11 protein-coding genes are annotated in these 13648 nt (G+C 72.4%); 8 read left to right on the top strand and 3 right to left on the bottom strand.

Translation table 11 applies throughout. From position 1 onward, the window contains the following. Positions 1–160: 160 nt before the first annotated feature. The 7 genes from PS467_RS35245 to fahA are packed head-to-tail and all read left to right on the top strand — an operon-like array spanning position 161 to position 7933. Complete coding sequence (locus tag PS467_RS35245) at positions 161–1009, top strand: SDR family NAD(P)-dependent oxidoreductase (RefSeq protein WP_311038609.1); 849 nt, start codon at positions 161–163, stop codon at positions 1007–1009. Between the two features lie 46 nt (positions 1010–1055). Continuing rightward, the gene (locus PS467_RS35240; RefSeq protein WP_432280775.1) at positions 1056–1826 is read left to right on the top strand and encodes an SDR family NAD(P)-dependent oxidoreductase; all 771 of its coding nucleotides are present in this window, start codon (positions 1056–1058) and stop codon (positions 1824–1826) included. After that, positions 1826–3247, top strand: a complete 1422-nt coding sequence (locus tag PS467_RS35235; RefSeq protein ID WP_311038607.1) for an FAD-dependent oxidoreductase — start codon at positions 1826–1828, stop codon at positions 3245–3247. The genes PS467_RS35240 and PS467_RS35235 overlap by 1 nt, the downstream gene beginning before the upstream one ends. A gap of 30 nt (positions 3248–3277) precedes the next feature. Further along, positions 3278–4624 (top strand): MFS transporter, encoded by a 1347-nt coding sequence (locus PS467_RS35230; RefSeq protein WP_311038606.1) that lies wholly within the window; start codon positions 3278–3280, stop codon positions 4622–4624. Between the two features lie 24 nt (positions 4625–4648). Then, positions 4649–5851, top strand: coding sequence for a homogentisate 1,2-dioxygenase (locus PS467_RS35225; RefSeq protein ID WP_311038605.1), 1203 nt, complete (start codon positions 4649–4651; stop codon positions 5849–5851). Then, positions 5848–6705: a hypothetical protein gene (locus PS467_RS35220; RefSeq protein ID WP_311038604.1), complete on the top strand. Its 858-nt coding sequence runs from the start codon at positions 5848–5850 to the stop codon at positions 6703–6705. Before PS467_RS35225 ends, PS467_RS35220 begins: the two co-directional genes overlap by 4 nt. A 16-nt stretch (positions 6706–6721) precedes the next feature. Next, positions 6722–7933: a fumarylacetoacetase gene (fahA, locus tag PS467_RS35215; RefSeq protein WP_311038603.1), complete on the top strand. Its 1212-nt coding sequence runs from the start codon at positions 6722–6724 to the stop codon at positions 7931–7933. A 19-nt stretch (positions 7934–7952) separates the two neighbouring features. Here fahA and PS467_RS35210 read toward each other — a convergent pair whose 3' ends face one another. After that, positions 7953–9605: a cellulase family glycosylhydrolase gene (locus tag PS467_RS35210; protein ID WP_311038602.1), complete on the bottom strand. Its 1653-nt coding sequence runs from the start codon at positions 9603–9605 to the stop codon at positions 7953–7955. Between the two features lie 370 nt (positions 9606–9975). Here PS467_RS35210 and PS467_RS35205 point away from each other — a divergent pair, with 370 nt between their 5' ends. Beyond that, positions 9976–10911, top strand: coding sequence for a D-alanyl-D-alanine carboxypeptidase family protein (locus PS467_RS35205; protein ID WP_268975739.1), 936 nt, complete (start codon positions 9976–9978; stop codon positions 10909–10911). 145 nt (positions 10912–11056) lie between these two features. Here the strand turns inward: PS467_RS35205 and PS467_RS35200 are convergent, their stop codons facing one another. Further along, a complete protein-coding gene (locus PS467_RS35200) occupies positions 11057–12490 on the bottom strand; it encodes a GntP family permease (RefSeq protein WP_311038601.1) in 1434 nt (477 codons plus the stop codon). 146 nt (positions 12491–12636) lie between these two features. Further along, positions 12637–13626: a Bug family tripartite tricarboxylate transporter substrate binding protein gene (locus PS467_RS35195; RefSeq protein ID WP_311038600.1), complete on the bottom strand. Its 990-nt coding sequence runs from the start codon at positions 13624–13626 to the stop codon at positions 12637–12639. Positions 13627–13648 lie beyond the last annotated feature (22 nt).

Here is a 13648-nt window from a genome sequence, read left to right as displayed (position 1 = left end):
CGCGCCACCTCCGGCACCCGCGCGCCCCGACGGCCGCGACCGGACCCCCGCGCCACGACGGAACTCCGGCAGCCGCGACGGGCCCCTGCGACCACGACGGGCCCCCGGCACCCCCGGCAACCTTGGACAACGGAACTTCGACGACGAAGGAACGGAACCGATGAGCGACACCACACCCCCGCAAGCGGCCGCCGAAGGTCCCGGCCGGGTCGACAACCGGCGGCCCGCCGCCGTCCACCCGGAACTGGCCGGCACCACCGCCGTCGTCACCGGCGCCGCCCGCGGCATGGGCGCCGTGTTCAGCGAGGGCCTGGCGCTGCGCGGGGTGAACGTGATCGCCGCCGACATCGACCTCGACACGATGAAGGCGACCGCCGAGGCGATCAACACCCAGCGGGACGCGCTGCCCGAGGGCGGTTCCCGTGGCCGGGTGGTGCCGGCCGCCGTGGACGTGACCGACCCGGCCGGCCACGAGGAGCTGGCCCGGCTGGCGCACCGCGAGTCCGGCCGTCTGGACCACTGGGTCAACAACGCCGGCATCTTCCCGCACGCCTTCGTGCCGGACATCTCGCCCGAGCAGATCGACGCGGTGCTGAAGGTCAATGTGCAGGGCGTGCTGTTCGGCTCGCAGGCCGCCGCCCGGCACATGCGGCCCGGCGGCGCGATCGTCAACATGTCGTCGGTGTCGGCGGTCCGGGTGCGCAAGGGGCGTGGCGCGTACTGCGCGTCCAAGGCGTCGGTGGCCCATCTGACCGAATCCCTGGCGGTGGAGCTGGGCGACCAGGGCCTGCGGGTCAACGCGATCGCGCCCGGCTACATCGACACCGAGATGACCCGGTGGGTGCGCGAGGATCCGGCCGCGCTCGCGCACGCGCTGGACAGCGTGCCGCTGCACCGGCTGGGCTCCCCGCAGGAAGTGCTCGGCGTGCTGCTGTTCCTGCTCTCCGACAGTGCCCGCTACGTCACCGGGCACAGCATCGCCGTCGACGGCGGATCGCGCCATGTCTGAGCCGGGCCACTCCACCGGCGGCGGCCCGGACGGGCACCGCGAGACGGTGCGCTACCCGTCCGTGGTCCTCGTCACCGGGGCGGCGGGCGGGATGGGCGCCGAGCACGCCCGCGCGCTGGCCCGCCGCGGCAGCCATGTCCACCTGGCCGACGTCGCCGACTGCGCCCCCGTGGTGCGGGAGATCACCGAGGCGGGCGGCCGGGCCACCGGACACGCCCTGGACGTCACCGACCCGGCCGGCTGGCGCGCGGTCGTGGACGCCGTACGGGCCGCCGACGGCCGCCTGGACGGGCTGGTCAACAACGCCGGTATCTCCCGCCGCCTGCGGTTCATGGACACCACCGAGGAGGTGTGGGAGCGGGTGCTGCGGGTCAACCTGTCCGGCCCGTTCCACGGCATCCGGGCCGTCGCGCCCCTGATGCGGGACAGCGGCGGCGGGGCCATCGTCAACATCTCCTCCATCTCCGGGCAGATCGGCTACTTCTCGCCGTCGTACTCGGCGAGCAAATGGGGCCTGACCGGGCTGTCGAAGTCCGCGGCCGGCGAGCTGGCCGGCTGGCGCATCCGGGTCAACTCGCTGCACCCCGGACTGGTCGGCACGGGCCTGCTCGCCGGGTCGGACACGTTCGTCGCGTCCGCCCGGCGCAGCATCCCGGCCGGGCGGCTGGGCGAGGTGGGCGAGGTCACCGACGCGGTGCTGTTCCTGCTCTCCGACCGCAGCTCCTACATGACCGGCAGCGAGATCACCCTCGACGGCGGTCTGGTTTCCAACGGGCTCTACCACCGCATCCTCGACGACGCCGAAGGAGCACTGTGATGACCGACTTCGACGCACTCGACGTGATCGTGGTGGGTGGCGGCGGGGCCGGCCTGGCCGCCGCGGTCAGCGCGGCCGAACAGGGCGCACAGGTGGCGCTGTTCGAGTCCGAACGGGAACTGGGCGGCTCCACACAGCTCTCCGCCGGCATGTTCACCGCGGCCGGCACCAGCGTGCAGCGCGGCCTGGGCGTCGAGGACACCGCCGAGCGCCACTTCCAGCACTACATGGACCTCAACCAGTGGCGGCTCAAGCCGGGCCTGATCCGGGCGTTCTGCGCCGCCGCCGGTCCCACCCTGGAGTGGCTGCTGGGCCTGGGCCTGGACGTACCGGCCGCCGTTTCGCCCGACGCGCACACCCCGGGCCTGTGCCGGGCCGGGGTGGAGGACGTCTGGCGCGGCCACGTCCCGCGCGACCAGGGCTACGGCCTGGTGCGGGTGCTGGACCGGGCGCGGCGCGAGCGCGGTGTGGAGGTGGTGCTGGGCACCCGTGTGGAGCGGCTGCTGTCCGAGGACGGCCGGGTGGTGGGCGTGGTGGCCGACGGCATCGAGGTGCGGGCCGGCGCGGTGGTCGTCGCCAGCGGCGGCTTCGCCCAGCACCCCGAACTGCTCGACCGGTACTACCCGGAGGCGCGCGCGGCGGGCGAGGCGCTGTTCGTGGTGGCGGCGCCGGGCAGCCGCGGCGACCATGTGGCGTTCGCGGAGCAGACCGGCAGCGCGCTCACCGGGCACGGCTGGGGCCTGATGCTGCCAACCGCATCCTTCCAGCGGTACCACCACTGGCAGGCCGGGTTCCCGCCGAAGTCCCGGGTGTACGTGAACGGCGCCGGGCGCCGCTTCATGGACGAGGACGCCTCGTACGCCGTCTCCAGCGGCATCATCCTGGCCCAGGACGGACCCGTATGGGCGGTGTTCGACGAGCGGGCCCGGCAGGGACTGCCGGTCGGCTACGCGGACTGGACACCCGAGCGGGTCGCCGAGGAGGCCCGCGCCGGCCGGGTGCTGCGCGCCGGCTCCCTGCCGGAGCTGGCCGCCGCCATGGACGTCCCCGCCAACGCGCTGACCGCCACCGTCGCGCGGTGGAACGATCGGCTCGCCGCGACCGGTGCGGACCCGGAGTTCCTGCGCGAGGAGTCCCTCGCCGCCAAGGGCTCCCCGCAGCCACCGGACCCGATCGCGGCCGGGCCGTTCTACGCGGTCCGGGTGCTGCCCGCCGAGCTGGTGTGCACGCACACCGGTCTGGAGATCGACCACGACGCCGCCGTGCTGGACCGCACCGGCACCCCCGTCCCCGGGCTGTTCGCCGCCGGGGAGGCCGGCGGCGGGGTGCTCGGCATGCGGTACGTCGGGGGCGGCAACGCCGTTGCCAACGCCCTCACCATGGGGCGCATCGCGGGCCGTGGCGCGGCCCGCGGGCGCTGACCCCCTCCCCCTCTTCCCTCAGGAGCCGTCATGGGAGCGCACCTCAACGCCGAGGACACCGCCCTGGGCAGCAGAGTCACCAGGAAGGTCTCGTACCGGATCTTCCCCATCGTGGGCCTGTTGTACGTGTTCAACTACATGGACCGGTCCAACATCAGCTACGCCCAGCTGGGCATGGAGCAGGAGCTGGGCATCACGACGGCCACCTTCGGCGCCGTCGCCGCGATCTTCTTCCTGGCCTATGTGGTCCTGGAGATCCCCAGCAACATGATGCTGAAGAAGGTCGGGGCCCGGCTGTGGCTGGCCCGCATCGCCATCAGCTGGGGCGTGGTGACCGCGGTCACCGGCTTCGTCTCCAGCGTCACCCACCTGTACATCGCGCGCATCGCGCTGGGCATCGCCGAGGCCGGCCTCTTCCCCGGTCTGCTGCTGTACCTGACGTTCTGGTACCGGGGCAGGGAGCGCGGCCGGGCCATCGCGCTGCTGGCGCTGGCGCAGCCGGTGGCGATGATCCTCGGCTCCATGACCGGTGGCTGGATCCTGGACCACGTCCACTGGTTCGGGCTGAGCGGCTGGCGCTGGGTGTTCATCCTCCAGGGCGCGCCCGCGGTGCTGATCGGCCTGGTCACGCTGGTCTGGCTGCCCGACCGGCCGGCCGACGCCCGGTTCCTGGCGCCCGCCGAGCGCACCTGGCTCCAGTCGCAGATCGACAAGGAGTACACGGCCGGACCCGCCCACAAGGAGACCGTCCGGGACCAGCTGCGGGCGATGAAGAACCGCAAGGTGCTCTACCTCGCGGTCGCCAACTTCTTCGCCGCGTGCGGCCTGTACGGCTTCTCGTTCTTCCTGCCGAAGATCGTCCAGCAGCTCGACCCGGGCTACTCGGCGACCAACATCGGTCTGCTCGGAACCATCCCGTACCTGGTGGGCGCGGTCGGCATGCTGCTGGTGGCACACACCTCGGACCGCACCGGCGAGCGTCGCCTCCACGTCATCGGCCTGATGCTGCTGGGCGCGCTCGGCCTGGCCGGCACGATCGCCTTCCGCCACGACCCGGTGCCCGCGCTGATCTGCCTGTCGCTGGTCGCGGTCGGCGTACTCGGCTACATGGCGCCGTACTGGGCGCTGGCGGCGCGGGTGCTGCCGCGCGAGCAGACCGCGGTGGGCCTGGCCGGCATCAACTCCATCGCCGCGCTGGGCGGTTTCTTCAGCCCCTACATCATCGGCAAGAACGCCACCGCCGACGACGTCACCGTCGGCCTGTACTTCCCCATCGCCTGTCTCGTGGTGTGCGCCGCGATGCTCGCCGTCCTCAAGGTGCCCCGGGACCGGCAGCCCGCCGACGCCTCCGCCGTGCCCACCACCGCGGGCGTCTGACCCACTCCGACGCAAGGAACAGCCATGCCCTACTACCGCAGTGCCGGTGACATCCCGCCCAAGCGGCACACCCAGCACCGGGACGCCGACGGCCGTCTGCGCTTCGAGGAACTCATGGGCGAGGAGGGGTTCTCCTCCGACTCCTCGCTGCTCTACCACCGTGAGATCCCCTCGGCCATCACCGACTCCCGTCCCTGGGACCTCACCGGCCAGAACACCACCGCCAACCACCCGCTCAAGCCGCGCCACTTCAAGCTCCACGCCCTGTGGTCCGGTGACGACTGGCACGACACCGACGCGGTGACCGGACGGCGGCTGCTGCTCGGCAACGCCGACGTGCGCATCTCCTACGTCGTCGCCGGCACCGCCTCGCCGTTCTACCGCGACGGCATCGGCGACGAGTGCGTCTACGTGGAGGCCGGTTCGGCCACCGTGGAGACCGTGTTCGGCACGCTGACCGCCCGCCCCGGGGACTATGTGCTGCTGCCCCGGGCCACCACCCACCGGTGGCTCCCGCAGGGCGACCAGCCGCTGCGGCTGTACTGCGTGGAGGCGAACTCGCACATCTCCCCCGCCCGCCGCTACCTCTCCCGCAACGGACAGCTGCTGGAGCACGCCCCGTACTGCGAGCGGGACCTGCACGGCCCGAACGGGCCACTGCTGGCGACCGGCACCGACGTGGACGTGTACGTCAAGCACCGCGGCCCGCGCGGGGAGGTGCTGGGCACCGTGTTCACCCAGGCCACCCACCCGTTCGACGTGGTCGGCTGGGACGGCTGCCTGTACCCGTACACCTTCAGCGTGCACGACTTCGAACCGCTGACCGGGCGGGTGCACCAGCCGCCGCCCGCGCACCAGGTCTTCGACGGCGACAACTTCGTGATCTGCAACTTCGTCCCCCGCAAGGTGGACTACCACCCGCTGGCCATCCCCGTGCCGTACTACCACTCCAACGTGGACTCGGACGAGGTGATGTTCTACTGCGGCGGCGACTACGAGGCCCGCAAGGGCTCCGGCATCGGGCCGGGCTCGGTGTCGCTGCACCCGGGCGGGCACGCCCACGGGCCGCAGCCCGGCGCCTACGAGCGCTCCATCGGAGCCGAGTTCTTCGACGAACTGGCCGTGATGGTCGACACCTTCCGCCCGCTGGAACTCGGCGAGGGCGCGCTCGCCGCGGAGGACCCGGGCTACGCCTGGACCTGGGCGGGCCGGGGGCCGGCCGCGTGAACGCGCTGCTCACCGGGCTCGTCGACGACGCCGGCCTGTTTCCCCCGACGGCGCTGCCGCCGGCCGAGGCGGTGGCCCGGCACCGCCGGGACCGGGCGGCCGGCCACCCCATGCACACCCTGCGCCTCCTGGTCCCGGTCGGCCGGCTGGACGAGGTCCGCGCCAAGCTGCGGACCGCCGACCGGCTGCGGCTCGGGCTGATCGCGGACACGGCCGGGCCGGGCGCCCCGGCGGACCGGCTGCGCGCCGCCCTGGCCACGGTCGCCGCCGACGACCGCCTGGAGACCGCCCTGATCGAGGCGCCGCTCACCGCGTTCGGCACCGATCCGGCCGTGGCGGTGCCCGCCGTGCTGGACGCGACCGCCGGCGCCGGGGTGCCGGTGTTCCTGGAACCGGCCGCCCCGGACGGCGTCGACGCCCTGCTCGCGGCGATGGGCACGGCGGCTGTCCCGGGCCTCGGCGCCAAGCTGCGCTGCGGCGGCGTACGGGCCGGGCTGTTCCCCTCCCCGGCCGAGGTCGCGCACTTCGTCACGGCGTGTGCGCGCTCCGGCGTCCCGTTCAAGGCGACCGCCGGGCTGCACCACGCGGTGCGCCACCGGGACCCCGGGACGGGCTTCACCCACCACGGCTATCTGAACCTCCTGCTGGCCGCCGCACGCGCCGCCGCCGACCCCGGCGAGCCGGCCCCCGTGCTGCGCGCGCTGGAGACCACCGACGCCGGCACCCTCGCGCGCGACCTGGCCGCGCTGTCCCAGCAGGCCGCGCACGCCGCCCGCGCCCTGCTGGTCTCCTACGGCTCCTGCTCCACCCGTACGCCGGTGTCCGAGGCCCGCACCCTCCTCGACGCCGCCTGAAAGGACTGCCCCCGCCATGACCTCCCGCTGCTGGGTCCCCGTGCCCGAGGACTCCCCGTTCACCCTGCACAACCTTCCCTACGGCGTGTTCGCGCCGGACGGCGGCGCGCCAAGGGTCGGCGTCGCCATCGGCGAACACGTCCTGGACCTGGCCCGCGCGCTGGACGACGACACCTTCGCCCGGCCCGCCCTGAACGCCTTCCTGGCCCAGGGCCGCGACCGCTGGCGGGACGTCCGCGCCAAGATCACCGCCCTGCTCACCGACGCCTCCGGGCGGGACACGGTGGAACCGGCGCTGCACCGCGCCGACCGGGTGCGGATGCTGATGCCGTTCGAACCGGCCGACTACGTGGACTTCTACGCCTCCGAGCACCACGCCGCGAACATCGGCCGGATGCTGCGCCCGGGACAGGAGCCGCTGACCCCGCAGTGGAAGCACCTGCCGATCGGCTACCACGGCCGGTCCGGCACGCTGGTGGTCTCCGGGACGGACGTGGTCCGCCCGTGGGGTCAGACCCGGCCGGCCGACGGTGCCGAACCGCCGTTCGGCCCCTCCCGGCGGCTCGACATCGAAGCCGAGGTCGGCTTCGTCGTCGGCACCCCGTCGCCGCGGGGCACCCGGGTCGGCGTCGACGACTTCGCCGACCACGTCTTCGGCGTCTGCCTGGTCAACGACTGGAGCGCCCGGGACCTCCAGGCGTGGGAGTACGTGCCGCTCGGGCCGTTCCTCGCCAAGTCCTTCGCGACGTCCGTCTCGCCGTGGATCGTGCCGCTGGACGCGCTGGGCGCCGCCCGCACCGCCCCGCCCGAGCGCACCGAACCGCTGCGGCCGTACCTGCGCGACGGCGAGGACTGGGGCCTGGACCTGGCGCTGGAGGTCCGTCTCAACGGACAGGTGGTCTCCCGCCCGCCGTTCAGCGCGATGTACTGGACACCGGCCCAGATGCTCGCGCACATGACCGTCAACGGCGCCTCGCTGCGCACCGGGGACTTCTACGCCTCCGGCACGGTCAGCGGCCCCGGCCCGCGGGAGCGCGGCTGCCTGATGGAGATCACCTGGAACGGGCGGGATCCGGTGACGCTGCCCGACGGGTCCACCCGGACCTTCCTGGAGGACGGCGACGAGGTGGCCATCACGGCCACCGCGCCCGGCCCGGACGGCACCCGCATCGGCTTCGGCGAGGTCCGTGGCCGCGTCGTCGCCCAGCCGCTCCGGACCGAGGACTGACCGCCGGCCCGCGGGGACGCTAACCGGTGGCGCAGGTGCCGCCGTTGAGGGTGAAGGCGGTCGGCGCGGAGTTGGTGCCGCCCTTGTCGGCGGTGAAGCCGAGGGTGACCGAGCCGCCGGCCGGGATGGTGGCGGTGTAGGAGGCGGCGGTGACGGTCACCGCGGCGCCGGTCTGCCGTGGTGTGCCGCCCCACATGTTGGTGATGACCTGGCCGTCCGCGAAGGTGAACGTCAGGGTCCAGCCGGTGATGGCGGCGGTGCCGGTGTTGCGGATGGCGATCTCGCCCTGGAAGCCGGCGCCCCACTCGCCTGCCACGCGGTAGCCGACCGAGCAACCGGCGCCGGAGCCGCCGCCCTCCGTAGTGGTGACGCCGACCGTGGCCGAGCGTGCCGAGCGGTTGCCGGCCGCGTCCCGGGCGTAGACGGCGAAGGTGTAGGAGGTGGCGGCGGTCAGGCCGGTGAGGGTCGTCGTGGTGCCGGTGGCGGTGGCCACCCTCGTCTCGGTGCCGCCGCTGACCCGGACGACGTCGTAGGCGGCGACACCCACGTTGTCGGTGGCGGCGGGCCAGGTGAGAGTGGCGGAGGTGGCCGTCACGGCGGAGGCGGTGGGGGTGCCGGGGGCGGTCGGGGCCTGGGTGTCGCCGCCCGAGCCGCCGCCGTAGACGGTGGCCTCCACGGAGGTCTCCGCGATGCCGTCGGGGCCGTTGAAGATGCGGTTGCCCCAGTCGGTGAGCCGGGTGGGGTCGAAGTCGGTGGTCAGGTCCAGGATGGGATCGGTGTTGCCGCTCCAGGACCAGGCCAGGTAGCCGAGCTTCAGCGATCTGGTGGCCGACAGGATCGTGTCCTCGTCGGTGTCGCCGTAGGAGTCCTGCCAGCCGAACTCGCCGACGACGATGGGCAGTTCGGCGTTGACGAAGGCGTTGAGATAGTCGGTGATCTCCTGCGCCGTGTCATAGACGCTGTACATGTGGATCGAGAAGATCAGGTTGCCGGTGGAGTCGGCGTCGTAGACGGTCCGCGCGTTGGTGCGCATCACGTTCTGCCAGTCCTGCCCCCAGTTGGGGGCGTCCACCATGATGGTGTGCTGGAACCCGGCGTCGCGCAGCTTCTGGACGGCGGCGACGGTGGGGGCGGTCCAGCCGGACGGGTCGGTGTTGCCCCAGGGCTCGTTGCCGATGTTGATGATGACGTAGTTCTCCTCGCCGGCCAGTACGCTCTTGAGGCCGATCCAGTAGTCGGCCGCCTGGTCGAGCGAGGCGGCCGCGGCCTCCTCGCCGTAGCCGGTGGTGTCGTGCACCTCCAGGACGCAGATCAGCCGGTTGGCCTTGCACTGGGCGACGACGGCGGCCACGTCCTCGGGGCTGTTCTCGGTCCAGCGGTGGCCGTTGGAGAGGACGACCCGGACGGTGTTGGCGCCCAGGGCCTTGATGTCGGCCAGTGACTGTGTCTCACCCGGGTACCAGGTGTGGGCGTGGTTGACACCGCGCATGACGAAGTCGTTGCCGTTGGCCTCCAACAGCCGCCCTTCGCTGATGTGCAGACCCTGAGCCAGGCGGGCCGAGGGGGCTGCCGAGCGGGCCGGCTCGGCGTGGGCGGTCCGCACGAGACCCGCCATTCCGAAAAGGCCGACCAGTAAGGCCAGTAAGGCGGCCAGGGATCTTTTCCGTCTCATCACGACTCCAAGGAGTGAGCGCCTGATGGCTTTCCGCGAAACGGCATTGGGAGCGCTCCCATCGCCGTTGACGGGAGCGCTCCCATCCATTGCATCGCACCTGGGAGCCGTCAAGGCCTCCGGCCGGAACCCGTCCGCGCCCGACGATGGCCGTGCCGCATTCGTGCCCCTCCTCCGGCGATCGCCCGAATTCCCACCCGAAATCCCCACACCTGCCTTACGACATCCACCGTTCGGTCAACTCCGCAGGTCCGAAGACTGGTTGATTCCCCAAAGACATCGCTGGACCGATACCCCGAAGCATCCCCGCTTTTCGCCCGGTGAGACGATGCGCTCGCCCGAAACAATCCCCAACCGAAACGGAGGGCGAATGCATAAACGTCGTGGAACCGTGACCCGTCGCTGGAAAGTCGCGGCGGTCGCGTCCACGGTGGCCGTATCGATCGCGGTTCCGGTGGCGATGGCCCAGGCTTCGACCGAGCCACCACCGGAGGTCAGCGCCCAGGGCGCCTACCTGCTCGACACCGGCTCCAACAAGGAGCTGATGGCCAAGGACGCCGACACCAAGCGTCCGATCGCGAGCACCACGAAGATCATGACTGCCCTCGTGGTACTCGAGACCAAGGGTGTGGACCTCAACCAGCAGGTCACCATCAAGCAGGAGTACCGCGACTACGTGACCAAGGCGGGCGCCAGCACGGCGGACCTCCAGACCGGTGACAAGCTCACCGTCAACCAGCTGCTGTACGGGCTGATGCTCCCGTCGGGCTGTGACGCGGCGATGGCGCTGGCCGACACCTTCGGTACCGGCGACACCACGGACGAGCGCACCAAGTCGTTCATCTCCAAGATGAACACGAAGGCCGAGGACCTGGGTCTGACCAACACCCAGTACGACTCCTTCGACGGTGTCTCGGCCGATGCCGACAACTACTCGACGCCCCGTGACCTGGCACAGCTGACCCGCCACGCCATGGAGAACGCCACGTTCGACACGGTCGTCAAGTCGGTGTCCACCGAGCAGGAGGCACCCGCGGCCAACGGTCGCACCCGGTACTACTCCTGGGACAACACCAACCAGTTGCTGGGGTCGTACGAGGGCGCGATCGGCGTCAAGACCGGGACCACCACCCCCGCCGGCCCCTGTCTGGTGTTCGCCGCCAAGCGCGGCGACAAGACGGTCGTGGGAGTCGTCCTCAACGACGCGGACCGCTACCCGGACGCGAAGAAGATGCTCGACTGGACGTACGACACCGACACCGAGGTGAAGTGGCGCCAGCTCCCCAAGGGAGCGCAGCGGGACTGATCCCGCGAGCTCCTCGAGCGTGACACGGCGGTGCCCCGGCCGGAATCGTTCCGGCCGGGGCACCGTCGGCGCGAGGCGGGACACCACCGCCCACCTCACCCGCCGTTCACCCCAAAGGGCCGCCGGGCCCTGGGCGACCGGCGGCTCAGGCGAACACCGACAGCAGCAGGGCCATCGCCAGACCGAACACACTGACCAGGGTCTGCACCGCGGTCTGGGTCTTGGTGGCCTGGCCGAGGTCCATCCCGAACGACTCCTTCACCAGCCAGAACCCCGCGTGGTTGACATAGTTCAGGCCGATGGAACCGGCCCCGATCGCGACCACGAGCAGGGACGCCTCCAGGCCACCGCCGTCCCCGATCAGCGGGGCCACGATGCCGGTGGCGGAGACGATGCCGACGGTGGCCGAGCCCGTGGTCAGCGACAGCAGCAGGGCGATGAGCCAGCCCAGCAGGATCACATTGATATGCGCGCCCTCGGCGGCCGACGCGATGGCATCGCCGATCCCCGAGTCCTGGAGGACCTGCTTGAACGCCCCTCCCCCACCGATGATGAGCAGGATCGCCGCGATGGACTTCAGGCTGTCGGTCAGGGAGGCGCGGGTCTGTTCACCGGAGCGGTCGGAGCGGGCGATCGTCACCACGAGGGCGAAGAGGAACCCGGCGAGCATCGCCACCAGCGGCTCTCCGGCGAACACGAGGGCCGCGCCCAGCCCGCTCGACTCGTCCATCAGCGTCTCGGCCACGGTGCGCAGCAGCATCAGGACGACGGGCACCAGCACCGCCGCCACGGCCAGGCCGGTGGGCACACCGGTCCGGCGGGACGCCTCCGTACGCGCCTGCGCACCGGGCCCCGAGGCGGCCGGGGCGGGCTCCGGCTCCCGCTCGGCGCCGGCGAACTGCGCCACCAGTTCGGCGTCCGGGCGGACGTCGAGGAGCCGGGGCGCGATCCAGCGGGCGTAGACGGGACCGGCCAGGATGACGGTGGGCACGGCGCAGACCAGGCCGACACCGAGGGTGAGGCCGAGGTCGGCGTGCAGACCGGTCATCGCGGTGAGCGGTCCGGGGTGGGGCGGCAGCATGCCGTGCAGGGTGGACAGCGAGGCGATGGCGGGCACGCCCAACAGGACGTAGGGGCTGCCCTTGGTGCCTGCCTGGCCCTCCAGCCGGCGGGCGACGCTGAAGATCAGCGGCAGCAGGACGATCAGACCCACCTCGAAGAACATGGGCACGCCGATGACGAACGCCGCGGCGCCGACCAGCCAGGGCAGCTTGCGGGGCTCGGCGCGGGCCACCAGGGCGCGGGCGATGGCGTCGGTGGCGCCCGAGTCGGACAGCAGCCGGCCGAGCATGGCGCCCAGGGCGAGGGTGACGCCGACGTCGCCGAGGGTGCCGCCCGCACCCTCCTCGATCGAGCCGGTGAGTTTCGCCACGGGTTCCCCGGCCGCGATCCCCGTGCCCACGCTGACCAGGATCAGCGCGACGAACGGGTGGATCCGCAGCCGGGAGTTGATGAGGTAGATCAGGGCTGCGATCGCCACCGTGAGGATGAGCAGCAGCCACCAGGTGTGTGCGGTCATGCGGTGCCTTTCCGGGACATGCGGGTTCGTACGCCACCAGGGCAGGGGCGGGTCAGGGGTGGTGCGGGGGGTGGGTCGGGGTGGTCTGGAGCAGGGGTCCGCGGGCGCCACCGGCGGCAGCCGGTGGCGCCCGTCGGGGGCGTGGGTCAGTCCAGTCCGAGGTGTCGGACCAGCTCGGCCACGGCCTTGTCCTGCCGGGCCAGATAGGTGGCGAAGGCGCCACCTGTGGTGAAGGCGTCGGTCCAGCCGTGGCGGGTGAGCTCGGCCTGCCACTGCCGGGAGGTGTGCAGCGCGGTCAGCGCCTCGATCCAGCGTTTCCGGTCCGCGGCGCTGATGCCGGGCGGGGCGACGATCCCCCGCCAGTTGTCGAAGACCAGGTCGATCCCGGCCGCCTTCAGCGTCGGCACCCCGGGCAGGGTGGCGACGGGCCGGTCGCTGGTGACCGCGAGCACCCTCAGCTGCCCGGCGGCGATCTGGCCGAGGAACTCGCCGACGCCGCTGGTGGCGAAGTCGACCCGGCCGTCCAGCAGCGCGGGCAGCAGGTCGCCGCCCCCGCCGTCGTAGGCGACGTACCGCACCTTCTTCGGCTGGATGCCGATGGCGTCGGCCAGGGCCATGGGCAGCAGGTGCTCCGGGCCGCCCGGTGAGGAGCCGCCCCCGACCGTGACGCCTGGAGGGTCCTCGCGCCAGGCGGCGACCAGGTCAGCGAGGGTGCGGTAGGGCGAGCCCGCGCGGACCACCACCGCCTCGGGTTCCTCGATCAGGCGGGCGATCGGCGTGGTCTGCGCGACGGTCACCTTCGCGTGTGCGACATGTGACGCGCCGAGCACACCGAGGCCCATCTGGAGGGCGAGCCGGCCGTTGCCCCGTTCGTCGACGGTGCGCTGGAGACCGACGGTGCCACCGGCTCCGGGCAGGTTGAACACCTCCACGTCCGAGGCGGTCCCGGTCTCCTCCAGCACCCGGGCCACGGTCCGTGCCGTAGTGTCGTACCCGCCTCCGGGTGTGTTGGGCACCACGATCCGCCGGCCGTCGGCCGCGGCGTCGCCGGTGCCCGGCCAGGCGCCGCAGGCCCCGACGAGCAGGGACAGCACCACGGCGAGGGCGCCGGACAGGGCGCGGGTACGGCCTCTCATGGCACACCTCCCTTTCGCTTCC

This window comes from Streptomyces luomodiensis (genome assembly GCF_031679605.1).
Classification (GTDB): domain Bacteria; phylum Actinomycetota; class Actinomycetes; order Streptomycetales; family Streptomycetaceae; genus Streptomyces; species Streptomyces luomodiensis.
Note: the sequence above shows the minus strand (reverse complement) of the source record. Positions and strands in the feature narration are given on the sequence as shown.

Excerpts from the sequence above, each read along its gene's own strand:
- PS467_RS35230 (WP_311038606.1), top strand. The coding sequence starts at position 3,278 with ATGGGAGCGCACCTCAACGCCGAGGACACCGCCCTGGGCAGCAGAGTC.
- PS467_RS35235 (WP_311038607.1), top strand. The coding sequence starts at position 1,826 with ATGACCGACTTCGACGCACTCGACGTGATCGTGGTGGGTGGCGGCGGG.
- PS467_RS35195 (WP_311038600.1), bottom strand. The coding sequence starts at position 13,626 with ATGAGAGGCCGTACCCGCGCCCTGTCCGGCGCCCTCGCCGTGGTGCTG.
- PS467_RS35200 (WP_311038601.1), bottom strand. The coding sequence starts at position 12,490 with ATGACCGCACACACCTGGTGGCTGCTGCTCATCCTCACGGTGGCGATC.
- PS467_RS35225 (WP_311038605.1), top strand. The coding sequence starts at position 4,649 with ATGCCCTACTACCGCAGTGCCGGTGACATCCCGCCCAAGCGGCACACC.
- fahA (WP_311038603.1), top strand. The coding sequence starts at position 6,722 with ATGACCTCCCGCTGCTGGGTCCCCGTGCCCGAGGACTCCCCGTTCACC.
- PS467_RS35210 (WP_311038602.1), bottom strand. The coding sequence starts at position 9,605 with ATGAGACGGAAAAGATCCCTGGCCGCCTTACTGGCCTTACTGGTCGGC.
- PS467_RS35245 (WP_311038609.1), top strand. The coding sequence starts at position 161 with ATGAGCGACACCACACCCCCGCAAGCGGCCGCCGAAGGTCCCGGCCGG.
- PS467_RS35205 (WP_268975739.1), top strand. The coding sequence starts at position 9,976 with ATGCATAAACGTCGTGGAACCGTGACCCGTCGCTGGAAAGTCGCGGCG.